17 protein-coding genes are annotated in these 24,465 nt (G+C 37.0%); 11 read left to right on the top strand and 6 right to left on the bottom strand.

Annotated features, from left to right (window positions below; genetic code table 11):
- The first annotated feature begins 10 nt into the window (after window positions 1–10).
- From GZ212_RS00515 to GZ212_RS00475, 9 genes are all read left to right on the top strand, one after another.
- Window positions 11–781 (top strand): dienelactone hydrolase family protein, encoded by a 771-nt coding sequence (locus GZ212_RS00515; protein WP_370520420.1) that lies wholly within the window; start codon window positions 11–13, stop codon window positions 779–781.
- A 5-nt stretch (window positions 782–786) separates the two neighbouring features.
- Complete coding sequence (bglX, locus tag GZ212_RS00510) at window positions 787–3,105, top strand: beta-glucosidase BglX (RefSeq protein ID WP_166956219.1); 2,319 nt, start codon at window positions 787–789, stop codon at window positions 3,103–3,105.
- An 81-nt stretch (window positions 3,106–3,186) separates the two neighbouring features.
- The gene (locus GZ212_RS00505) at window positions 3,187–5,103 is read left to right on the top strand and encodes a family 43 glycosylhydrolase (RefSeq protein ID WP_166956217.1); all 1,917 of its coding nucleotides are present in this window, start codon (window positions 3,187–3,189) and stop codon (window positions 5,101–5,103) included.
- A 6-nt stretch (window positions 5,104–5,109) separates the two neighbouring features.
- Window positions 5,110–7,335: a glycoside hydrolase family 3 N-terminal domain-containing protein gene (locus GZ212_RS00500; RefSeq protein ID WP_206080354.1), complete on the top strand. Its 2,226-nt coding sequence runs from the start codon at window positions 5,110–5,112 to the stop codon at window positions 7,333–7,335.
- Between the two features lie 11 nt (window positions 7,336–7,346).
- Complete coding sequence (locus GZ212_RS00495) at window positions 7,347–9,956, top strand: glycoside hydrolase family 2 TIM barrel-domain containing protein (RefSeq protein WP_166956214.1); 2,610 nt, start codon at window positions 7,347–7,349, stop codon at window positions 9,954–9,956.
- The gene (locus tag GZ212_RS00490) at window positions 9,957–10,841 is read left to right on the top strand and encodes a carboxylesterase family protein (RefSeq protein WP_166956211.1); all 885 of its coding nucleotides are present in this window, start codon (window positions 9,957–9,959) and stop codon (window positions 10,839–10,841) included.
- Window positions 10,841–12,532 carry a sulfatase gene (locus GZ212_RS00485; RefSeq protein ID WP_166956209.1) on the top strand — a complete coding sequence of 564 codons (1,692 nt, stop codon included), beginning with the start codon at window positions 10,841–10,843 and terminating at the stop codon, window positions 12,530–12,532. The genes GZ212_RS00490 and GZ212_RS00485 overlap by 1 nt, the downstream gene beginning before the upstream one ends.
- Window positions 12,529–14,382 carry a family 43 glycosylhydrolase gene (locus GZ212_RS00480; protein WP_240923677.1) on the top strand — a complete coding sequence of 618 codons (1,854 nt, stop codon included), beginning with the start codon at window positions 12,529–12,531 and terminating at the stop codon, window positions 14,380–14,382. Before GZ212_RS00485 ends, GZ212_RS00480 begins: the two co-directional genes overlap by 4 nt.
- 2 nt (window positions 14,383–14,384) lie before the next feature.
- Window positions 14,385–15,212: an endonuclease/exonuclease/phosphatase family protein gene (locus GZ212_RS00475; RefSeq protein WP_166956206.1), complete on the top strand. Its 828-nt coding sequence runs from the start codon at window positions 14,385–14,387 to the stop codon at window positions 15,210–15,212.
- 47 nt (window positions 15,213–15,259) lie between these two features.
- On the opposite strand, the gene GZ212_RS00470 is transcribed toward GZ212_RS00475, so the two are convergent.
- From GZ212_RS00470 to GZ212_RS00455, 4 genes are read right to left on the bottom strand one after another with little or no spacing between them, the layout of a single operon-like run.
- The gene (locus GZ212_RS00470) at window positions 15,260–18,745 is read right to left on the bottom strand and encodes an efflux RND transporter permease subunit (RefSeq protein WP_166956203.1); all 3,486 of its coding nucleotides are present in this window, start codon (window positions 18,743–18,745) and stop codon (window positions 15,260–15,262) included.
- Window positions 18,746–18,783: 38 nt separating this feature from the next.
- Window positions 18,784–19,959: an efflux RND transporter periplasmic adaptor subunit gene (locus GZ212_RS00465; protein ID WP_053970526.1), complete on the bottom strand. Its 1,176-nt coding sequence runs from the start codon at window positions 19,957–19,959 to the stop codon at window positions 18,784–18,786.
- 19 nt (window positions 19,960–19,978) lie between these two features.
- Window positions 19,979–21,325: a TolC family protein gene (locus GZ212_RS00460; RefSeq protein WP_166956200.1), complete on the bottom strand. Its 1,347-nt coding sequence runs from the start codon at window positions 21,323–21,325 to the stop codon at window positions 19,979–19,981.
- Window positions 21,297–21,932, bottom strand: a complete 636-nt coding sequence (locus GZ212_RS00455) for a TetR/AcrR family transcriptional regulator (protein ID WP_166956197.1) — start codon at window positions 21,930–21,932, stop codon at window positions 21,297–21,299. The genes GZ212_RS00460 and GZ212_RS00455 overlap by 29 nt, the downstream gene beginning before the upstream one ends.
- A gap of 107 nt (window positions 21,933–22,039) precedes the next feature.
- On the opposite strand from GZ212_RS00455, the gene GZ212_RS00450 reads away from it, so the two are divergent.
- Window positions 22,040–23,014 carry a polyprenyl synthetase family protein gene (locus GZ212_RS00450; RefSeq protein WP_166956195.1) on the top strand — a complete coding sequence of 325 codons (975 nt, stop codon included), beginning with the start codon at window positions 22,040–22,042 and terminating at the stop codon, window positions 23,012–23,014.
- Window positions 23,014–23,364, top strand: a complete 351-nt coding sequence (locus GZ212_RS00445) for a hypothetical protein (protein WP_166956192.1) — start codon at window positions 23,014–23,016, stop codon at window positions 23,362–23,364. Before GZ212_RS00450 ends, GZ212_RS00445 begins: the two co-directional genes overlap by 1 nt.
- 159 nt (window positions 23,365–23,523) lie before the next feature.
- On the opposite strand, the gene GZ212_RS00440 is transcribed toward GZ212_RS00445, so the two are convergent.
- Together GZ212_RS00440 and GZ212_RS00435 are read right to left on the bottom strand one after the other, a co-directional pair.
- Window positions 23,524–23,892, bottom strand: coding sequence for a hypothetical protein (locus GZ212_RS00440; protein WP_166956189.1), 369 nt, complete (start codon window positions 23,890–23,892; stop codon window positions 23,524–23,526).
- Window positions 23,893–23,894: 2 nt separating this feature from the next.
- Complete coding sequence (locus GZ212_RS00435; protein ID WP_166956186.1) at window positions 23,895–24,455, bottom strand: hypothetical protein; 561 nt, start codon at window positions 24,453–24,455, stop codon at window positions 23,895–23,897.
- Window positions 24,456–24,465: the final 10 nt, after the last annotated feature.

Genomic DNA, 24,465 nt, shown 5'->3' with positions numbered 1-24,465 from the left:
GAAATATTTAGTGCTGACAATCCTATTGATTTACGGAATGGGACACGCACAAAAGGAATTATATCAAAAGGAAAATTTCATTAATGGAAATGATACGTTAATGTATCGCATTATGTTTCCCAAAGATTTTAAGGAGAGTAGGCAATACCCGCTAGTGTTGTTTTTACATGGCGCTGGGGAGCGAGGTAATGACAATCAATCACAATTAGTACATGGCAGTAGTTTATTTGCCTCTGAAAAGAATAGAGACTCCTTTCCTGCAATTGTGATTTTTCCACAATGTCCTAAGAATGACTATTGGGCCAATGCCAATGTAGATAGGAGTTCATACCCTTTAACATTAACATTCCCAAAGGATGCTGCGCCTACCAAGGCCATGGATTTGGTAATGAAATTACTTGAAGAAACCATAGCCAAACCTTACATTAAGAAAGATCAAATATACCTTGGAGGTCTCTCCATGGGAGGGATGGGGACCTTTGAGCTTTTATCAAGAAAACCTAATGTCTTTGCTGCTGCTTTTGCTATCTGCGGAGGCGGAAATCCAGAATTGGCAAAAAATTATGCGACCAAATTACCGATGTGGATTTTTCATGGAGCCAAAGATGATGTAGTTACACCTGAACATTCCATCCAAATGGTACAAGCCCTATTAAGTTATGGAGGAAAGCCAAATTTTAATTTATATGGAGACGCAAATCATAACAGTTGGGATTCAACATTTGCTGAACCCAATTTATTGCCCTGGCTTTTTTCAAAATCGAAAATATTAGAACAATGAGTACAATGACGAAACTAAAAACCCTTACTGCAGGATTGCTTATTTTTTCAATGATGTCCTGTAATCAAGAAGCTTCCAACAAAACAAAGTTGTCTAATTCCAATACCGAAAACCCATTTGAGGCTCAAGTGGATTCCATTTTGGGGTTGATGACTTTGGATGAGAAATTAGGCCAATTAAACTTACCATCTTCTGGAGATATAACTACGGGACAAGCGCAAAGCTCTAACATAGCCCAAAAGATAGAAGAAGGAAAAGTAGGGGGGTTATTCAATATAAAATCCGTAGAAAAAATTAAGGAAGTACAGCGAATAGCAGTTGAGAAAAGCCGTCTTAAAATCCCTTTACTTTTTGGTATGGATGTTATTCATGGCTATGAATCTACCTTTCCAATTCCCCTTGGTTTGTCTTGTACTTGGGACATGGAAATGATAAAGAGAACAGCACAAATTGCAGCTCAGGAAGCTACTGCCGATGGTATCAACTGGACCTTTTCACCTATGGTGGATATTTCAAGAGATCCACGCTGGGGTAGAATTTCAGAAGGAAATGGAGAAGATCCCTTTTTAGGTGGAGAAATAGCAAAAGCTATGGTAGAAGGTTATCAAGGTGATGACCTAACCCAAAACAATACCATGATGGCCTGTGTGAAGCATTTTGCCCTATATGGAGCGCCAGAAGCTGGTAGGGACTATAACACGGTAGATATGAGTAAATACCGAATGTTTAACGAATATTTATATCCTTATCAAGCTGCAGTTGAAGCGGGAGTAGGATCGGTAATGGCATCCTTTAATGAAGTAGATGGGATACCAGCAACTGGTAACAAGTGGCTGATGACTGATTTATTGAGAGATCAATGGGGATTTGATGGCTTTGTAGTTACAGATTACACCGGGATTCCTGAAATGATTGCTCATGGAATGGGTGATCTTCAAGACGTTTCTGCCTTAGCACTAAAGGCTGGGATTGATATGGATATGGTTGGTGAGGGTTTATCAGGCACTTTAAAAAAGTCATTGGACGAAGAGAAGGTGACAATGAATGATATTGATACAGCTGTTAAAAGAATTTTAACCGCCAAATACAAACTAGGCCTTTTTGATGACCCTTATAAATATTGTGATGTAGAGCGTGCCAAGACCGAGGTTTTCTCTGAAGAACATAGGGCTTTTGCTAGAAAAGTTGGAGCTGAATCTATGGTGTTGCTGAAAAATGAAAATCAACTGTTGCCTCTTAAAAAGTCAGGAACTATTGCTTTGGTTGGTCCTTTAGCAAATACAGCCGTTAATATGGCAGGAACCTGGAGTGTGGCTACTAAACAAGAAAAGTCTATTACTGTATTGGATGGTTTAAAACAAGCAGTAGGAGACCAAGTGAATATTCTTTATGCCAAAGGAAGTAATGTAGATTTTGATTTAGATTTTGAGAAACGAATCACCATGTTTGGTAAGGAAATACCAAGGGATGATAAAAGTGATAAACAATTAATAGATGAGGCCTTGATGGTTGCTTCTAAATCTGATGTTATTGTGGCTGCGATAGGAGAAACAGCCGAGTTAAGTGGAGAAAGTAGCAGCGTTTCCAAACTTCAAATTCCGCAAGCCCAAAAGGATTTATTAAGCGCCTTGTTGGAGACTGGGAAACCAGTGGTGGTAGTTTTATTTACAGGAAGACCTTTGGCTATTGTAGAAGAAAATAAAAAGGTACCTGCTATTTTAAATGTTTGGTTCCCTGGTAGCGAAGCAGGTTTGTCCATAGCTGATGTCTTGTTTGGAGATGTAAATCCATCTGGAAAATTGACATCCACTTTCCCTATGAATGTGGGACAAGTTCCTATTTTTTATAATCATAAGAGTACAGGTAGACCTCTTTCGAATAAGGAAGGAAGGTTTGAAAAATTCAGAAGTAATTATTTAGATGTTAGAAATGAACCTCTATATCCATTTGGATATGGTTTAAGCTACACCAAGTTTGATTATTCCAATTACAGTCTGAGTGCAGATTCCATGAATGCCGATGGAAACATTGAAGTTGCAGTTGATGTAACCAATGTGGGGAATTATGACGGTAAGGAAGTGGTCCAGCTCTACATCAGGGATGTTGTAGGTTCTGTTACCAGACCAGTTAAAGAGTTGAAGGGATTCAAGAAAATAGACCTTAAAAAAGGAGAAACTAAAAGGGTGACCTTTGATATAACAGAAGAGGATCTAAAATTCTATAATTACGATTTGAATTTTGTTGCAGAACCAGGTGCTTTCCAAGTTTTTGTTGGCACCGATTCAGCGACTGAAATGATGAGAGAATTTGAATTAGAAAACTAAAAACTTAAGACAAATAATGACTTAATAAATTCATGGCTGCATGAAGATTTTGTCATTGGTGTTTAAAGAAAATGTATAAGCATGAATAGGATCAAGTTTTTATTGTTTATTCTAATAGTAACGGTATCTATTCCGATTAAGTTGGTCTCTCAGACCAACGGGAAAACGGAGTGGTTTGATCCTAATATTCCTGCAACAACTTATTGTAACCCAATAAATATTGGCTACAATTATGTGACTGAAAATCATAATAATATTCCTGTGTCTCGCAGATCAAGCGCAGACCCTGTCATTATTACCTATAAAGGTGATTATTATTTATTTGCTACCAATCAAGCGGGATTTTTTTGGAGTAAAGATATGTCTGATTGGAATTTCGTTTATGGCAGTTTTCAAAGAAATCCTAGAGAAGATGACCAATGTGCTCCTGCGGCTTGGGTGGTGAATGATACGTTGTTTTACGTTGGTTCCACTTGGAAAAGAGACCACCCAATCTGGAAAACGGCCGATCCAAAATCTGGACGATGGACCAGACATGTTAATACAGCAATGCTTCCCACTTGGGATCCGGCTATTTTTCAGGATGACGATGGTAAAGTTTATATGTATTATGGTTCAAGCGGAAAATTGCCACTTGTGGGTGTTGAAGTAGATTATAATACGTGGTTGCCAAAAGGAGATCAAGCAGATTATGAAACCTTATATCAAGCGACCGAAGTTGATGATATTCAGAAAGCATACGGGGAAATTAGGGAAGTTGTCGGTCTAGAGCCTTCAGAACATGGCTGGGAACGTTTTGGCCCCAATAATGATATGGAGCCTGCACCTTGGGGTAATTTTATTGAAGGTGCTTGGATGAATAAGCACAACGGTAAATATTATATGCAATATGGTGCTCCAGGAACTGAATTTAAGGGGTATGCCAACGGTGTTCATGTTGGAGATCATCCATTAGGACCGTTTGAGTATCAAAAACACAATCCCATGTCCTATAAGCCAGGGGGCTTTGTAGTTGGAGCAGGTCACGGAAATACTTTTGCTGATAACTACGGTAACTATTGGAATACGGGAACCTGTAAGATTTCTGTAAAAGATCGTTTTGAAAGAAGAATTGATATGTTTCCTGCTGGTTTTGATAAAGATGATGTGATGTATTCTATTACGTCTTATGGTGATTTTCCTATTCTGCTTCCGACTTCAAGCAGAGATCATTCAAAGGGAGCTTCCTCAGGCTGGATGTTACTATCCTATAAAAAACCTGTGACTGTTTCTTCATTTGAAGCATGTCAGGATGTGGAGACAAACAGAATGGATCATGGAGGAGAAAAGGTTTATGAAAGAATCTGTTATGGAGCTTCAAATCTAACAGATGAAAACATTCAAACCTACTGGTCAGCAAAAACAGGAGATAAAGGTGAGTGGCTTCAGGTTGATTTGGGCAAAATCATGGAAATAAAGGCGCTTCAAATTAACTACGCAGACCATAAGGCAACGCAATTCAATAAAGCGATGGATATCTATTACCAATATCAAATATTCATGTCAAATGATGCTGAAAATTGGACTTTGGTAGTTGATAAATCTAGGAATGATAAAGATGTGCCACATGATTATGTGCAACTAACAAAATCTAAACAAGCACGTTATATCAAGATGGTAAATATTCATAATGCTTCTGGATTATTTGCAGTGTCCGATTTTAGAGTTTTTGGAAAAGGGTTATCAGAAAAGCCAAAATCAGTTTCTGGTTTTAAGGTTGATAGAAGCCAGCAAGATTCGCGAAATGCTATGATTACTTGGAAAAAGCAAGGACAAGCAATAGGGTATAACATCTATTATGGAATTGCTCCCGATAAGTTATATAACAGCATCATGGTTTATGAAGAGGATTTTTACGATTTCCGAGGTATGGATAAAGATACTGAGTATTATTTCACTATCGAAGCTTTTAATGAAAGCGGCATCTCAGAACGAACCAAAATAATTAAAGCAAAATAGATTGATATGAATCAGCTTAAGCATACGACCTTTTTAATTTGTTTTCTGACGGGAATTATCTCTTGGTCCCAAAACTATGAAGCAAAAGTCGATTCCTTAATGAAGCTTATGACCCTTCAGGAAAAGATTGGTCAGACGGTAATGTATAGTGGAAGTTGGGATCAAACGGGGCCTATCGTAGGAACAGACAATGGTAGATACATCCGTGAAGGCAATTTGGGTGCAATGCTGAATGCATTTACGGTCAAAGGCACAAGAGACTTACAGAAAATCGCTATTGAAGAATCCAGACTTGGTATTCCGTTGTTGTTTGGTTATGATGTGATTCATGGTCACCGAACCATTTTTCCTATCAATTTAGGAATGTCATGTAGTTGGGATTTGAATATGGTTGAAGAAAGTTCGCGTATTGCTGCCGAAGAAGCCTCTGCAGAGGGTTTGCATTGGACCTTTGCGCCCATGGTGGATATTTCTAGAGAACCACGCTGGGGGCGCATTTCAGAAGGTGCAGGGGAAGATGTGTACCTAGGTAGTCAAATAGCAAAAGCGTATGTTAAAGGATTTCAGGGTGACGACTTATCGCAGCCTAATACGATTTTGGCCTGTGCTAAACATTATGTTGCGTATGGAGCAGCTCAAGCAGGCCGCGATTATCACACGGTCAATATGGGTGAAGGGGAATTACGAAATGTGTATTTGCCCCCTTTCAAGGCTACGGTAGATGCTGGAGTGGAAACATTCATGTCTGCATTTAATGAGTTAAATGGGGTGCCGACGTCTGGGAATAAATTCACCTTACGAGATATCCTGCGTGATGAATGGAATTTTAAAGGATTCGTAGTTTCAGATTATACATCTATTAATGAGCTAGTTCCTCACGGGTTTGCCAAGGATAGTATTGACGCCGCTAGAATAGGTATGAATGCAGGGGTAGATATGGATATGGTGGGTAAATTATACCATCATTTTTTAAAAGATCTTGTCGAGGAAGGCCAAGTTCCTGAGCGTTATGTAGATGATGCCTGTAAAAGAATTCTATTAGCTAAATACAAATTGGGTTTATTTGAAAATCCCTACAGATACATTAATGAAGAACGAGAAAACACCACTAAATATAAACCGGAGTTTTTAGCTAAAGCCAGAGAGATCGCAGCGGCATCTTCGGTATTACTGCAAAACAATAGGGAAGCCTTACCGCTTTCAAAAAGCACAAAAAAAATAGCTTTTATTGGACCCCTTGTCAAGGATGAATATGATATTCTAGGAAATTGGGCAGCCAAAGGTGATAGGCAGGGAAAGGCAGTCAGTGTCTTTGAGGGCGTTTCAGAATACCTCAAGTCCAATCAAATTTTTTATGCCAAAGGTTGTGATATTTTAAAGGATGATGAATCAGGTTTTGCTGAAGCTATTTCAGTTTCAAAACAAGCAGAAGAAATTGTTCTGGTAATGGGTGAAGGGCATCATATGAGTGGGGAAGCGGCTTCAAGAACCAACTTGAAAATACCTGGATTACAACCTAAGCTTATTAAGAAAATTAGAGAAGCCAATCCTGATAAAAAAATCACCTTGGTGATCATGAATGGACGTCCATTGAATCTTTCTGAAGAAGTAGGTTTGGTTGACGCCATATTAGAAGTTTGGTTTCCAGGTACCATGGGTGGAGCAGCAACTGCAGATTTATTATTTGGTGAAGTGAACCCCTCTGGTAAACTATCAGTGACATTCCCTAGAAATGTGGGGCAAGTGCCTATTTATTACAACATGAAAAATACGGGAAGGCCAATTCCTGAGACTAATCCTAAGGAAGATTATAAAAGTAATTATATCGATGTGCCAAATTCACCTTTATTCTCATTTGGATATGGGTTGAGTTACACTCAATTTACGTATTCGAATCTCACATTGTCTTCCAAGACCTTAAATGCTAATGGCACTTTGAAGGCTTCAGTAACCATTACTAATTCAGGAAATATGGATGGGCATGAAATCGTGCAGTTATACATTCATGACAAATTAGGAAGTGTCACCCGACCTGTGAAAGAATTAAAAGGTTTTGAAAAAATATTCTTGAAAAAGGGTGAAAGTAAAAAGGTTTCCTTTTCAATTTCTATTGAGGATTTGAAATTTTATAACAGCGACATGATTTTTGGTGTGGAACCGGGAGAATTTGAAATTGCAATTGCCCCTAACTCAGAATTTAAGTTTGAACACGAATTTACCCTAATTGATTAATAGTGAATAGAATGCCACATACTATAAAAAATAGACTAGTTTGGTTTCTAGTTTGGTATGTGGCTATTTCTTCCAGTTTGTTTGCACAAAACGTAATCATAAACTCTGGCTGGCAATTTTCAGAGGATCACAATACTTGGGAAACCATTAACTTGCCACACACATGGAATCTTGAAGATGCTTTTGATGATTACCCTGGTTATAGGAGAGGTCAAGGATATTATAAAAAACAAATTTATATTCCTGTAGAGGAAAAGGATCAAATTCAATTTCTAAAATTCAATGCCGTCAATCAAGAGGCTACCGTTTACGTAAATGGAGCGTTAATTGGTAATCACGAAGGAGGATATACAGCATTTAATTTTAATATCACACCATTCATTAGATTTGGGGAATATAATCTCATTGAAGTTACAGTTGACAACTCTCATAATGAGAACATCCCACCTTTAAATGCCGATTTTACCTTTTATGGAGGGATTTATCGGGAGGTTGAACTCATTTCTTTACCAAAGCAACATTTTAGTCTCAATGATTTTGCTTCGGAAGGGTTCTATGTCGATTATTATGAAGTATCAAATGAAAAGGCTGGGGTTGAAGTTTCTTCTATATTAGATAATACTTCCAATACAAATTCTCAGGTATCTCTGTATATGGAATTATTGGATGCCAATGGTGAATTAGTAAAAAGTCGCACAGAATCTTTCAAATTACCGGCAGAATCATCCAATGAATTTAAAGTAAAATTGCCTTTGGTTTATCAGCCAATGTTGTGGTCGCCAGAACAACCCTATTTATATGACCTTGTTCTAAAATTAAAAGATGCTCGAGGGAAAGTGTTAGAAACAAAACATTCTCATGTAGGTTTTAGATGGACATCTGTGGACCCTGATAAAGGATTCTTTTTAAATGGGAAGCCGATTAAATTAATAGGAGTCAATAGACATCAAGATTTTCAAGGTTTAGGTAATGCGGTTCCTATTGAGCTTCAGGAAAAGGACATTTATCTCATTAAAAATATGGGAGGGAATGTTATACGGTTTGCTCACTACCCCCATCATCGGGATTTGTATAAGCTATGTGATGAGCTGGGAATTTTAGTCTGGACTGAAATCCCCATCGTTAATAAAGTAACAGACTCTCCTGAGTTTTTTGATGTATGTATCAACATGCAAAAGGAGCATATTAAACAATATTATAATTATCCTTCGGTGGTGATGTTTGGGTATATGAATGAAATTTTCATTCGTATGGTATTTGATAAATACACTGAAGAGGAACGAACTGCACTCAAATCAACCACACTTAAATTAGCCAATCAATTGGAGAATTTGACTCGTGAGTTGGCGCCAAATAGATTAACCGTTATGGCTTGCCATTTAAATGAAATCTATAATGAAACAGGCATTGCAGATCTACCAATGGTTTTAGGTTGGAACCTGTATTTTGGATGGTACGATGCTGAGATAAAGGACTTAGGTTCATTTTTAGATGAACAGCACCAACGGTTTCCAAAACGTTCCATGTTACTTTCTGAATACGGTCCGGGAGCCGATGTTCGCATTTTTACAAAAACCCCCAAAAAGTTTGATTTCTCAACAGATTACCAATTTAAGTTGCATCAATCTTATGTAGAACAGATTCAGGAGCGACCTTTTATGACAGGAATGACAGCGTGGAATTTTGCAGATTTTGGTTCAGAATTTCGAGGAGACGCCATACCGCACGTCAATCAAAAAGGATTAGTGCAATACGATAGAACTCCAAAGGATATTTATTTCTGGTATAAATCAGTTTTAGATAAAAGAGAACCTTTTGTATATGTCGCAACAAATTTCTTGTCGGGACTAACCTTGTTTCAAGATGAAACTTATCCTATTCAGGTGTATTCAAATCAACCTAAAGGGATGGTTTATGTAAATGGAATTAACTTGGGTGAAATTTCATTTGAAAATGGGGCAGCAAGCGTGGAAGTTCCTTTTCGAGATGGTGAAAACATATTGAGGTTAGAGGCCGGTAATTCTTCTGTAGAAAAAGTGGTTTCAGTTCATAAATTAGAGACCTTAGATTTTAAAAACTTTGATCAGTTTGGGATTAATGTTGGGGGACATTTTTATTTTCATGATCAAGAACGAAATCTCACATTTGTACCAGACCAGACATATCAAACCCCTGGATATGGTTATCTAAGTGGAGCCCCTTATGGTATGACCAAGGATAAAAATCAAGGCGTTCCGTTTAATGTTAGAAACACTACATCAGACCCCTTGTTTCAAACCATGTTAGAAGGATGTGCCGATTATAAGGTAGATATACCTAGCGGTGAATATCAAGTAAGATTGTTTTTTGTTGAACCAAAAATGAAACCCACTCAAAACATTTATAATTTGACCCAATCTGCTGAGGTTGTTGAAGTAACAAACCGTCGCATATTTGATATATATCTTAATGGGCATTTGGTTCAGAAAAATGTCAACTTGGCTTCAGAATATCCAGAAAAATATGGAGTTAATATCATATCAAATATCCTTATTCCGAAGAATGAAGGTCTTAAGATTACTTTAAAACCAGTAGAAGGTAAACCTGTCCTAAGTGGCATTTTAATAAAAAAAATTAATTAAATGAGAGTTTTAACTATTGCACTTTTCTTATTTCTTGGTGTATATGCGACCGCACAAACCAAAACAACTTATACCTATTCTATTAAAGGAAAGGATACTTTAAAACTGGATGTTTATACTCCAGAGAATATTAAGGCAGGGGATAAACTACCAACATTGTTATGGATGCATGGGGGTGGATTTTCTGTGGGTTCTAGAGATTTTAAAGATGATGCAGAACTTTGCCAATATGCGGCACAGCATGGATATGTCGGTATTTCTATTTCTTATAGATTACTTAGAAAAGGTATCAAAACAGGATTCGGTTGCGATTGTACTAAAGAGGATAAACTGGAGGTTTTTAAACAAGCAGCTATTGATTATTTAGATGCAGCAGCCTTTGTGGTTTCCAATTCTAATCAATTGCATGTCGACACCAAGCTCCTTATTGCAGGAGGAAGTAGTGCTGGGGCAGAGGGCACTTTGAACGCGGTGTTTATGAAAGAGCATTTTGCAGATGATTTAGAGAAATATAAGCAAGTTGAATTTGCTGGCATTTTTTCATGTGCTGGGGCTATTGTAAATGCTGAATACATAACAAAAGAGAATGCTATACCTAGTGTCTTTTATCATGGCACAGAAGACAACTTAGTGCCATTTGCATCGGCGCCACATCACTTTTGTGACCCAGAGAAGCCTGGTTATCTATTTCTGGATGGAGCTAAGGTGATTGTAGATAAGTTAGAAGACTTTGAAACCTCATATTATTTTAACATTGTTAAAGGAGGGAAGCATGAAATTTCACGAATTCCTTATGAGGAGTTGGATAAGGTCTTCAATTTTTTTCAAAGAACGATTATTAATGATGAGGTTATTCAAACAACCATTATTAAAACTAAATCCTAATGAAACATATTGTATACCTAATTTGTTTAATACTTATAGGTCAAAGTTGTAAACAAAAAGAAGACGAAAAGCCTGAGCAGAAAGTAGCCAAAAGACCTAATATCGTTTACATTATGGCAGATGACCATGCCGAACAAGCTATCAGTGCATATGGTCATCCTATTGGACAGTTGGCTCCCACGCCAAATATTGACCGAATTGCAGATGAAGGCGTGTTGTTTAAAAATAATTTTTGTACCAATTCGTTGTGTGGACCAAGTAGAGCGGTAGTTTTAACAGGTAAGTTTAGCCACATCAATGGGTTTAGGATGAATGGAGAAAGTTTTGACGGTAGCCAACCGACCTTTCCAAAAATGCTTCAAAAAGAGGGTTATAAAACGGGGTTAGTTGGAAAATGGCACTTAAATGGATTGCCGCAAGGATTTGACTATTGGAACATTCTTGAAGATCAAGGACACTATTACAATCCCACCTTTATCAAACAAGGAGAACAAGGTAAAACGGCTGATACTTTGGATATTCCTGGCTATGCAACAGACATTATTACCAATCAAGCCCTAGATTTTATGAAGACTGCTAAGGATGAGGGGCAACCGTTTATGCTAATGGTTCAACATAAAGCGCCTCATAGAAATTGGATGCCAGCTATTCGTCATTTAAACAAATACGATTCCATTAAGTTCCCTCTTCCAGACACTTATTTTACGAATCATGAGGGATCCTTGGGTTCTCAGGAACAACTTCAAACCATTTATAAGGACACCTATGAGGGCCATGATTTAAAATTAACTAAAGAAAAGGGAAACCATGAATTGGCTTGGAATCCCTGGACTAATGATTTTGATAGAATGACTGTTGAGCAACGAAAAATTTGGAATTCAGCATATGCTGCCAAAAATGATGCGTTTCATGATGCTAATTTGACGGGTAGGGAATTGGCAGAATATAAAGGACAGCGATTTTTACAAGAGTACTTGGCTACGATTGCTTCAGTTGATGAAGGTGTTGGGGAAATTTTGGATTATCTTAAAGAAAATGGGTTAGAGGAAAATACCATAGTAGTTTATACAACAGATCAAGGATTTTATTTAGGAGAAAAGGGGTGGTTTGATAAGCGCTACATGTATGAAGAATCTTTGGCAATGCCTTTGATGATAAAGTACCCAGGCCATATCAAAGCAGGTTCTGAAGTGATAGCTCTGACTCAAAATATAGATTTTGCCGAAACATTTTTGGATTATGCAGGGGCTGAAATTCCAAATGATATGCAAGGTAAATCCTTAAGGCCCTTAATGGAAAACACCATGGAAGATGAAGATTTTAGGGATGCCGTGTATTACCATTATTATGATTATCCTGCATTTCACATGGTGAAAAAGCATTATGGGGTAAGGACCAATCGCTATAAGCTCATGCATTTTTATGATGATATTGATACCTGGGAGTTATATGATTTAGAAGAAGACCCAAAGGAAATTCATAATCAGATTGATAATCCAGAGTATGATGCCATTGAAGCTGAATTAAGAAAAAAGCTGGCAGAACTTGAAGAGCAATATCAAGTCACAGAAAAAGAGTTGGAACAAGCTCCGAAGGAAAAAGTAGAGAGGGCTTACAAACAATTTGAAAAATTAAGAGGTCATACTGGAACAGCTTATGACCCTATAAAAGATAAAGATTACACACCATGAGAGTTTTAACTATTATATCGCTAATCTTTTTTATTGGTTTTACTTCCTGTAAAGAGGAATCTGAATCAAAGCAAATGACAAAATCTGACTCTGGAAAAAAAGAGCAGTTAAATAAGGAAAGTGAGACCTATTGTAATCCATTAGATATTGACTATACCTATATGGTTTACAATTCAAGTAGGAATATATCCTATCGTTCGGGAGCCGATCCTGCAGTTATTGAGTTTAAAGGCGAATATTATATGTTCGTAACCCGATCATTTGGGTATTGGCATTCAACCGATTTGGTAAATTGGAAGTTTATTAAACCACAACAATGGTTCTTTGAGGGTTGCAATGCTCCTACAGCTTTTAACTATAAAGATTCCTTAGTGTATTTTGCGGGAGACCCAGCAGGCTATGGTAGTATCCTTTATACTGATGATCCTAAAGGTGGAAAATGGACACCTACTCCTTCCATTTCCAATAATATTCAAGATTCCGAATTATTCATAGATGATGATGGAAAAGCATATTTGTATTGGGGCTCATCAAATGTGCACCCCATTCAGGTGAAAATGCTGAATCGAGATGATCGTTTTTTAGAAACGGGAGTCAGGAAAGAATTAATCAACTTAGCTGAAGATGAACATGGCTGGGAGCGATTTGGAGAAAATAATTTTCATCCTACTTTGAAAGAAGGTTATATGGAAGGAGCTTCCATGACCAAACACAACGGGAAATACTATTTACAATATGCAGCTCCTGGAACCCAGTTTAATGTGTATGCTGATGGAGTTTATGTGGGTGAAACACCACTCGGGCCTTTTAAATACATGAAAAACAACCCTATGAGTTTCAAACCTGGAGGTTTTACTAATGGGGCGGGACACGGTATTACCGTAAAACAAACCAATGGACAATATTGGCATTTTGCAACAATGGCCTTGGCTTCAAATTCACAATGGGAACGCCGTTTATGTATGTTTCCTACCTTTTTTGATGCCGATGGTTTGATGTACTCTAATACGTCCTATGGCGATTATCCTAGATATGCCCCCAGTCATCCTACAAAAGCAGGAGAGCATAACGGATGGATGTTACTATCCTATAAAGGGGATGCTACGGTGTCATCCTCTTTAAAACAAATCATGAAATTTACTTCTAATGATGATGAAGTAAAGGTTACAGAATTACCTATAGAAACTAATGCTAAGGGAGAAATAATTTCTAAAGTATTTACTGATGAAAATCCAAAGACGTTTTGGGTGTCTGAAGCTAATGACGATAAACAATGGATTAAAATTGAAATGTTAAACCCGGGAAAAGTTTACGCTTTCCAACTTAATTTTCACGATTACGAGACAGGTATCTATACCCGTACGGAAGGGTTGAAACATCAATTTGTAATAGAGGTGTCAGAAGATGGTGAGCAATGGCAAACGGTGGTTGATAGAAGTCAAAGTGTCATTGACGCACCAAATGCATACATCGTACTGGATGACCCCGTACAGGCTAAATTTGTTCGTTATAAAAATATTAAAGTACCGGGAGCCAATTTTGCCATGTCAGAATTTCGAGTTTTTGGTTTGGGTCTTGGAGAAAAACCCAAAAAGGTTGAAGGATTTAATATTGAGCGTGAAAAAGATAGAAGGGATGCAACTTTTAAATGGAATGAGGTAAATGGAGCACAAGGATATAATATTCGTTGGGGAATTGCTCCAGATAAATTGTACCAGTCATGGCTGGTTTATGATACCAATGAACATTTTATGCGTTGTTTGGATAGAGATACACCTTACTATTTTACCATTGAAGCTTTTAATGAAAATGGTATTTCAGACAAGAGTGAAATTATACTAGTAGAGTAATCATGAAAAAGATAGTTACTGGAATTTTTATGTTATTGGTTGTTCTTGCGCAATCGCAAGAATTAAAAGTAATGACTTATAATATTAAGCTGGATTACCCTAAGGAAGGTGAAAATAGCTGGACCAACCGAAAGCCATTTTTTATAAATCAAATAAAATTTCATGAGCCAGACGTGATGGGAGTTCAAGAAGCGATGCCTAATCAGATGAAAGATATGTCTCTTTTATTACCAGAATATGCCTCATTGGGAGTTGGTAGGGACGATGGTAAGGATGAAGGGGAATACTCGGCTATTTTCTATAAAAAGAAAAAGTTTAAAGTACTGGAATCTTCTACCTTCTGGTTGTCTGAAACTCCCGAAAAAGTTGGTATGGGTTGGGATGCCGTTTGTAACCGTGTTTGTACTTATGCTTTGCTGCAAAATCAAGATACCGATGAGAAATTTTGGGTTTTCAATACCCATTTTGATCACGTAGGAAAGGAAGCCAGGAAAAATAGTGCCCTATTAATTATTGGAAAAATCCAAGAGCTAAACAAGGAACGTTTACCAGTAATCTTAACGGGTGATTTTAATATGGAGCCAGAACATGAAAGTATACAATATATTCTTCGGACTTTAAAGGATTCCAAAACCATTTCCAATTTGGATTTTGGGCCCACTGGCACCTTCAATGGATTTCATTTCAATGAACCGGTCACAAGAAGAATTGATTTTATATTCGTAAGTGAAAACATCCAGGTAAACAAGTATGCCGTTTTGAGTGATAATTGGGATTTACGCTATCCTTCTGATCATTTTCCTATAGTGGTAGAGCTTCATTTAAACTAATAAAAAACGCTTCCATTTGGAAGCGTTTTTCTTTTCTTCAATTAATTTTAGGAGGTTAAAGCTTCGGTATCCTTAACCCTATTTTTTAACCACATTTTGAATTTCGTAATTAGGAAAAACAAAATAGGAACAATGATCAAGGTCAAGAAGGTGGCTATAAACAGACCATAAATTACAGTCCAAGCCAATGGCCCCCAGAAGACTACATTATCTCCTCCAAAATAGATATTGGCGTCAAACTCTTTAAACAGGGTAAAGAAGTTGATGTTTAAACCTATGGCTAAAGGGATCAATCCCAAAATGGTGGTTATCGCGGTTAGCAATACCGGTCTTAAACGTGCTTTCCCTGCTCTAACAATAGCTTCAAACAAGTCCTTTTCTTCAAGATATTCGTCATCGTCTAGATCCAATTCATTTTTCTTCCTGTCAATCAATAGTTGTGCGTAATCCAAAAGAACCACCCCGTTGTTTACAACAATCCCAGCCAAGGAAATAATTCCCACCATAGTCATCATAATAACGAAAGCCTTTCCTGTAATTATGAGTCCACCAAATACCCCAATAAAACTTAGGAAGATAGCAATCATAATAATAGCTGGCTTGGAGATTGAATTGAATTGAAAGATTAGGATAAAGAAAATCAACATCAGTCCTGTGAAAAAGGCACTTACCAAGAAGGTCATTTGTTTTTTTTGCTCTTCAATTTGCCCTGTGTAATCAATTTTAATATTCTCAGGAAGTCCTTCATAGGATTTCATTTCATTTTGAATTTGAGATACTACAGCACCTGCATCTGTAAAACCAGGTGCTAAAGCAGAATACACGGTAACAACCCTTTTGGTGTCTTTGTGTTTAATGGCATTAAATCCAGAATTGTTCTCATAGGAAGCCACTGCAGAAACAGGAACTTCAATCAATTGTCCTTTATTGTTTCTGAATGTAATTCTTTGATTGAATAAAGCATTTAAATTATATCTGTTAGACTCATTAAACCTCACATAAATATCAAAATCGTCCCCGCCTTCTTTATAGATTCCTGCCTTGGATCCAAAAACGGAGTTTCGAAGTTGTTGACCTACTTGAGCGGCGCTTATACCCATTTCCCCTGCTTTTTCACGATCTACAACAACCTTCATGGTTGGTTTGTCCTTATTCACATCAATTTTAAGTTCATCAACTCCAGGGACATTTTTACTGTTGATGAATTCACGCATTTGTTCTGCGGTGTTAATCAATTGATCGTAATCTTCACCTTGTAGCTCAATATTAATGGGAGATCCAGCTGGTGGACCAGCAGCATCCTTTTCTACGGATATTAGTACTCCTGGATAAATACCAGCTAATTCTTCCTGAACCTTTTGTCTTAGTAATTCACTGTCTTTTCCTCTTCGGTATTTAAACTCACGCATAGAGGCCGTAATCTTAGCCTTATGGGGCATTTCTGCAGCAGATCCACCATCAGTTTGCGGGTTTCCAGCTCCTTCTCCCACTTGAGAAACAGCGCTTTCTACCATATAGTTATAGTCATCGTCAGTATATTCTTTATCATTCAAAACGGTATAAACACGTTTCTCTATTTCCTTGGTAATAGCATTTGTTTTTTCAATGGCTGTTCCTTCAGGATATTCGATATAAACAATAATTTGATTGGGCTTGTTGTCAGGGAAGAACTCCACTTTGGTTCTTTTTTGTTCTAGAGAAATTTTAAATCCAAAAATTGATATAATTAACATTGCAAAGATTCCAATAGTCAAACCATAAGGTCTCCATCCCGAAAGCGCCCAACGCAATTGACCTTCATACCAGCGCTCGAGTTTAACTAGTGCCTTGGTTTGGAAATTGTTTGCCCATTTACGTAAAAAGATGCGGTACACCCATAACATAATCGCGGTAAAAACCATCAAACTTCCTAAGGCGCGGTATTCACCACCCACGACATAAACTATGATACCAAAAAAGGCAATAATCGAGGTCAATACAATGATACGCTTGAGAGGCATGTCTTTATCTTCAGTACTCATAAATTGGGATACTAGTACCGAATTAAAGAAAATAGCAACGAAAAGAGATGATCCAAGTACAATGGATAAGGTTTGTGGTAGGATAATCATAAATTCACCCATAATTCCTGGCCAAAGACCCAAAGGAATAAATGCCGCCACGGTCGTTGCTGTAGAAATGATAATAGGAAACGCAATTTCCCCGATTCCCATTTTGGCTGCTTTCTTACGGCCCATGCCTTCTTCATCCATTAATCGGTATACGTTCTCAACAACTACAATACCATTGTCAACCAACATTCCTAGTCCCATGATGAGTCCAAAAAGCACCATGGTATTCAGCGTAATGTCAAAGAAATTTAGAATCATCAAAGACATAAACATGGACATAGGTATGGCAAAACCAACAAATACTGCATTTTTAAAGCCTAAGAAGAACATTAAGACGGTAACAACCAGAATCACCCCAAAGATGATGTTGTTTACTAGGTCATCTACTTGACCAATGGTAACAGATGATTGGTCGTTTGCGTAAGTGATTTTTAAATCCTGTGGAAATTCATTTTCAATAGCATCTTCTACTATCACTTTTATCTTATCAACGGCATCCACCATGTTCTTTCCAGCTCGTTTTTTTACATCAAGCATCACCACAGGTTGTCCAAACTCACGTGCAAATGTGGTTTTATCTTCTTCTTTAAAAGAGACTTTAGCTACATCCTTTAAGTAAATAGCATGTCCGTCTTCCGACTTAACAACAAAATTGTTTAGTTGTGCAGGATTATCAATTTCTCCTAAAATACGGATGGTTCTCCGCTGTCCACTTACTATAAGATTTCCGGCAGACATGGTCGTATTTCCCCCATTTATGGCTCCAATGATATCATTGAAAGTAACTTGAGACGCCATCATTTTGTAGATGTCTACAGCTACTTCAACTTCTTTTTCTTGAGCACCTCTAATGGCAACTTCTTTGATTTCCATTAGGTCTTCAATCTCATCTTGAAGAACTTCTCCGTATTCCTTCAGTTTCTCAATAGGATAATCCCCAGAGATATTGATGTTTAAAATGGGCATCTCTTCAGACATGCTCAACTCAAACACATCTGGTTCTACTTTGGCCTCATTAAATGTGGGCCAATCTTCACTGGATTTTTTGGTGTCAATTTTATCCTTAACCTTTTGTTTGGCTTGCTCTACGGTTAAGTGCTCATCAAATTCCACTACAATCATGGAGTAATCTTCCTGAGAGGTTGAGGTTATTTCAACCACATTACTCACTGTGTTCAGCTCATCTTCCAGAGGGTCTGTGACCAATTTTTCAATGTCCTCCGCCGTATTTCCAGGAAATATGGTGCTGACATAAATTTTGGTTTCATTTACCTCAGGAAAGTTTTCTCTTGGCATCTCAAAAAAGGCGGAAATACCTAAGTAAAAGAAAACCAAAATGAGGACATAAATGGTGGTCTTATTGTTAATGGCCCACGAAGACCATTTAAATTCTTTATCGACTTGTTTTTTATTTTTGGTCATTGGTTTCTAGTTTGGATCAATGAATAGCTGTAACAAGGTTATTTAACCTCAATGATTTTTACAGGTTGCCCGTCTTTAACACTTCTAGCACCTTCCATGATTATTTCTTCTCCATCTGTAATTCCATCAAGTACTTCAACAATGTCACCCTGGTTTCTACCTGTTTTAATAATGGTTTTTTGGGCTTTTCCTTCATTTTCACCTTGTTTATCCTTAACCGTATAGATAAATTGTTCTCCTTGAGCATTCTCAGAAATAATACTCTGAGGAATCAATAGGGCTTTTTCACTGGTATAATCATTGATCTTCAGTTTGGCCGTTAAGTTTGGCTTAATAGATTTATCATCATTTGGAATGGCTACTTCCACTTTGAAGGTGCGGTTTGCCGGATTGATATAATCACCCACTTGTCTGATTTCGGTATCTATTTGTTTTCCTAGAATTGGGAAATCAACTATTACAGACTTCCCTTTTTTGATATCTGTCAAATAGCTTTCAGGCACATCGGTCTCTATATACATATCGCTTAAATTCACCAATCTGAATAGGGGAGACATACCTACTGAAACCACATTACCCTGTTCTGTAATAACATCGTCAATGGTTCCAGAAAAAGGAGCTGTCACCGTAGTTTTTCCTATTTGTTGTTTTAATTGATTGACTGCTTCAGCTTGTGTTTCATAATTTGATTTGGCTTGAAGGTATTGCATTTCGCTACCAATATTTTGCTCCCATAGTCTTTTTTGGCGATCAAATGTGGTTTTAGCCAAATCTTCTTGAATCTTAAGTTGGGCCAATTGCTGGCTTAATCCACCGTCATCAATCTTGGCGAGAATTTGACCTTTGTTTACTTTTTGCCCCTCTTTTACAAAAACTTGAGTTAGGATTCCATTATATTCAGGGTAAATGGTAATTAAGTTTTTGGTGGTTACATTTCCTTGTATTTCTAAGTAATGCACAAATTCTTCAGTATTCACCTTGATGGTAGTAATCAAAGGAGCGTGCTTAACGGTATCCAGCTTAGAGATTTCTGCATCAATAAGCTTAAGCTGGTCGGCAATCTCCTGTTGCTTTGCAACAATTTCAGTCCTTTTATTTCTAAGTAATTCAATATTTTTTGACTCTAAGACATTCTCTACGGAATTCTTCTTCTTTTCTCCTCCACAAGAGGTAAGAATAAGGACAGTGGCCAAAAGGATGTATATCTTTTTCATGATAAGGATTTTCAAAAAATTAGTTGTTAATAGTATTTAAAGCCGTTTCTAGGTCAACTTTGAAGTTGATCACATTTAACATGGCTTGTAAAAAGTCTTGTTGTGCTTGATAAAGCTGAGTTTGGGCTTGTCTTAAGTCAAAACTGGAGCCGATTCCCTCAAAGAATTTTGTTTGGTTTTTTTGCTCAATGCGTTCCGCCAATTCCAGATTCTCTTTTTTGATTTCATAATCTTCAATGGCATATTGATACTCCGTTTTGGCTTTTGCGATTTCCAGTTTTATTTGTTGCTCTGTTTCGGTTAAATCTGTTTCAGCCTTTTCCAAATTGATTTTTGCGCGTTGGGTTGCGGCACTTCGCATTCCAGAACTAAATATGGGAATGTTCAAACTAACACCCAAGAGGGAGGAACCATACCAAAGCTGGTCGTTTTGCAAGAAAGAGAAATCATTACTGTTACCCATATAGGCTCCATTAACAAAAGCATTAAGAGTTGGTAAAAACTTGCTTTTTTCTAATTTCAATAGTAGCTCTTTGGAAATTTTATCATTTTCTGCAATTTGAAAGTCAATATTATTACTCACATTTTCTTCAACATTCAGTAGGTCTAAACTCATGTTTTGTAATGCCAAGGCTTCCAAATCATCGGTAAGCGTTACAGGAGAATTGATATCCAAACCAAGAGTAATGTTTAGCATTTGATAAGCCAATCTCTCCAGTCTTTCAGATCTGTTTAAGTTGCTCTTTAAACCAGAAAGGGTGATTTGCAATTGCTCGACACTCTCTTGCTCTTCCAGGCCTTCTTGAAAAATCTTGTCCGTTTCATTCAAGTTTTCTTCAACCACCTGAATGTTTCTATTCAATATTTCTACGGACTCTTTGGATAGCAAAACATTTCCATACGCATTGATTACCGCTCTACGAACTTCTAAATCGGTTTTTTCTTTGGCGTTTTCTGAGATTTCCAAATACACTTTGGCAGATTGTAAGCCTACTAGGTAGGAACCATCAAATAACAATTGGTTCAACGTCGCTGAAGCATTGACGCTTTGCTTCGTTCCAAAGGTTACAGGCAAGAATTCGCCTTGATTTCCACCAAAAAATTCTGCAGGAACTAATTGAACTTGCTGTTTTATGAAATTTTGATAGTCAATTTTAGCATCCAGTTGTGGTAAACCGGTTGCCGTGGTTTCCCATTTTTGTTGTTCGGCTGCCTCAATGTCTTTTTGAGCATTTAACGCAGATCGGTTATGCTCCAATGCATAATCGATTGCTTCTTGTAAACTAAAACTTTGCTCCTGAATTTCCTGGGAAAAGATAGGAAGGCCTAATAAAAGGCTAAAGATTAGTATCAGGGTTTGTTTCATTGGGTAATGTTTGATTTTTTAAATAGGTTTCAAGAATTTCAGATCCTTTTGGGGTGCAAATTCCCCTAAGGTGGTATTCCAAATAGTGATTCATTAAGGACCGCATGGAGAATCGTTCTAGCGGGAATAATTCTTTGTCCTTTAAAGCCATCATACAGTTGAAATATATTTTTGATATAAATGGAACATCAATGGAATCTCTATATAATCCTAAGGAAACACCTAGTTCCAAATTGCACACCACGCAATCTTGCATAACGCAAAGTTGTTTGGATTTTATATCCTCAAATATTTTTGGGTAATACTTTTGAAGTTGAAATTGAGGAGATGATTTTTCATCCTTGAGATGTCTCATGAGGAACTCCTTTATTTCAAAAATTTCTTCAATAGGATTGTTTTCTTTTTTTCTGATTTCGTCAATACCCGTGGAAATAATTTCAAACATATAAAGCACTACTGCTTCAACAAGGGTTTCCTTATTGGAGTAATGTTGATAGAGTGTTTTTTTTGACATTCCCAAAGCATTGGCAATTTCATCCATGGTGACACTCTTGAATCCATAGTTCAAGAACATGTCTGCTGCCGTCTTTAAAATTTCATTCTTCATAATCGGGACAAAAGTAGTCAAGGAAACTTTTAAAACAAAAAAAGTTTCCTAAGTTTTAACAATTTTTTAATATTGCCTTCTTCCCGCATTTAAACTATTTTTGTTTCATGCAGCAAATTTCATTTTACCAAGAGGTGTTTTTAAATTATTTGGAGACCTTTAAAGTTCAGAAAGAACCCCCCAATCTCTACAATCCAATAAATTATATTCTCTCTCTGGGAGGAAAGCGCTTAAGGCCTGTTTTAACCTTAATGACTTCAGATATTTTTAGTGGAGACCACCAAAAAGCCCTTAATGCGGCATTAAGCATAGAAGTGTTTCATAATTTTTCCTTGATTCACGATGATATCATGGATGATGCACCGCTGAGAAGAGGAAATGAAACCGTTCATGAGAAATGGGATATCAATACGGGAATCCTTTCTGGAGACGCTATGTTAATTTTGGCTTATCAATTGTTTGAAAATTATGAGTCAGAAGTATTTAAGGACTTGGCCAAATTATTTAGCAAAACGGCCTTGGAGGTATGTGAGGGTCAACAATATGACATTGATTTTGAAACTCGAGACGATGTCACCATTGCAGAATACCTTAAAATGATCGAATATAAAACGGCCGTTCTGATTGGTGCCGCGATGAAAATGGGTGCAATTGTTGCTCAAGCTTCACAAGAAGATCAAGATCGCATTTATGATTTTGGAAAGAATCTTGGTGTAGCTTTCCAATTGCAAGATGATTATTTGGATGCTTTTGGAGACCCAAAAACCTTTGGGAAACAGGTGGGAGGAGATATTATTGAGAATAAGAAGACCTATCTGTATTTAAAAGGATTGGAAATGGCTTCTTCCGATAGTAGAAATCAGCTTCAAGGGTTTTATTCGGTGAAAACCACCGATGCGGGTGAAAAAATAGAAGCCGTCAAAACCATATTTGCTGACAGTGGATCTGCCGATGCCACCAAATTGGCTATTAAGGAGTATACAGAAAAAGCATTCTCTATGTTGGATAATCTTAAAATTTCAGCAGACAAGAAACAAATGTTGCGAGCTTTTGGAGAACAATTGATGAACAGAACAGTATAATGGTACTTCCGGCAACTTTTAATGATTTAATAGAAGAAGCTCAAGGTAAGGAGCTTTATGCGAAGCTTGTCAAACAGTTGAATAAGGACTTTTTATATGCCAATATTGATTTGGATTTTGATCAAGATATCTTGCCTAGTAGCCTCAAGTTAATCCTACATGAAACCATTTACAAACTGATTCAGGAACGGTTCGCCGAATACCTTAATCTGCTATATATTGTAGATGTATCAGAGTCCAAGATCAAACAATTAGACGGAATGGATACCTTAAAATTATCTGAGGATGTGGCCTTTTTGATTCTGCAACGCGAGTGGCAAAAGGTGTGGTTGAGGGCTCAGTATAGTTGATTTTTAAATTTAGACGACTAATCGGTCTCGTATAACTGTCAGTTACTGATTTAAAGTTAATAATTTTCGGTTAAGCACTGACGTTAGCAATTCCGAGTGGATTCGGACGTAGTCGAATCCGCCGTAATTGCGTTTATACATTGTTAGTCACTGGTTTTTTTATTCATAATAATTGTGAATATCCACAATAGTATCATTTCCTTTTTTATAAAAACTATATTCTCTGATTATTCCTATTCCGTTTTCATCCACATCTATTCTTTTTTTTATCAATCCAGAATTCAAGTTTACCTTAGTCGTGTATTCGAGAGAGTAAATTCCAATTGCATTAAAATAATCGAAAAATGTATTAATTGGTTTTTCAGTCAAGTCGAAATTTTCAGGTATTTCAGTTATGCCTATTTTTTTTCTTTCGTTATTATATTCTATTCCGTATTTATTCTGATTCACATTAGTATATTCAGTTATAAATCCATTTAACAAGTAGATTATTATGATAATTAATATAATTGGTGTTGCTTTTTTCATCTTTAGAATCTGGTTGTCAACTTGTGGCTAACATCTGTATATAAGTTATACCTCCAAGTCTCGTTTTCCAATTCTGGAGTGAATTCAATCCAGATTTTATTGTCAGGATTGTTTTCTCCGTCAACAAAACAAACCAATCTTTCATTAGGCAAATATTCTTGAAGGGTTAACTCATTGTCAAAATAGTCCCAATGATTACCGTTCGCACCTACATAATCATCTGAAGCAAAGTGTCGTTCCAACAGAATTTCTGGACAACCACTTTCTATGGAAAACAAAAAGTACATTTCCCCATAGCTATAATCATTGTTAGCTATAACGCCAGATACTTCAATGGTGTCATTTTGTTTTCTCCATCTCCAATAAAGTAAATCTTCTTCAGGATACAGCTCAGGATTGGATAAATGATAAGTATATTGATTGTTTTCAAATGTTATTCCCAATTCTTGGGTTGGGCAGGTTACTGTTTCTTCTTCAATGGGGTTATTATCATCGCTACTGCAATTGGCTAATAAAAGTGAGAAGAACAAAAAAATGCGCCAATACCGTAAGGTATTATTCATGATATAGTAG

The organism is Mangrovimonas sp. CR14 (assembly GCF_011764015.1).
GTDB lineage: Bacteria > Bacteroidota > Bacteroidia > Flavobacteriales > Flavobacteriaceae > Mangrovimonas > Mangrovimonas futianensis.
This window is presented reverse-complemented; position numbering and strand designations above follow the sequence as displayed.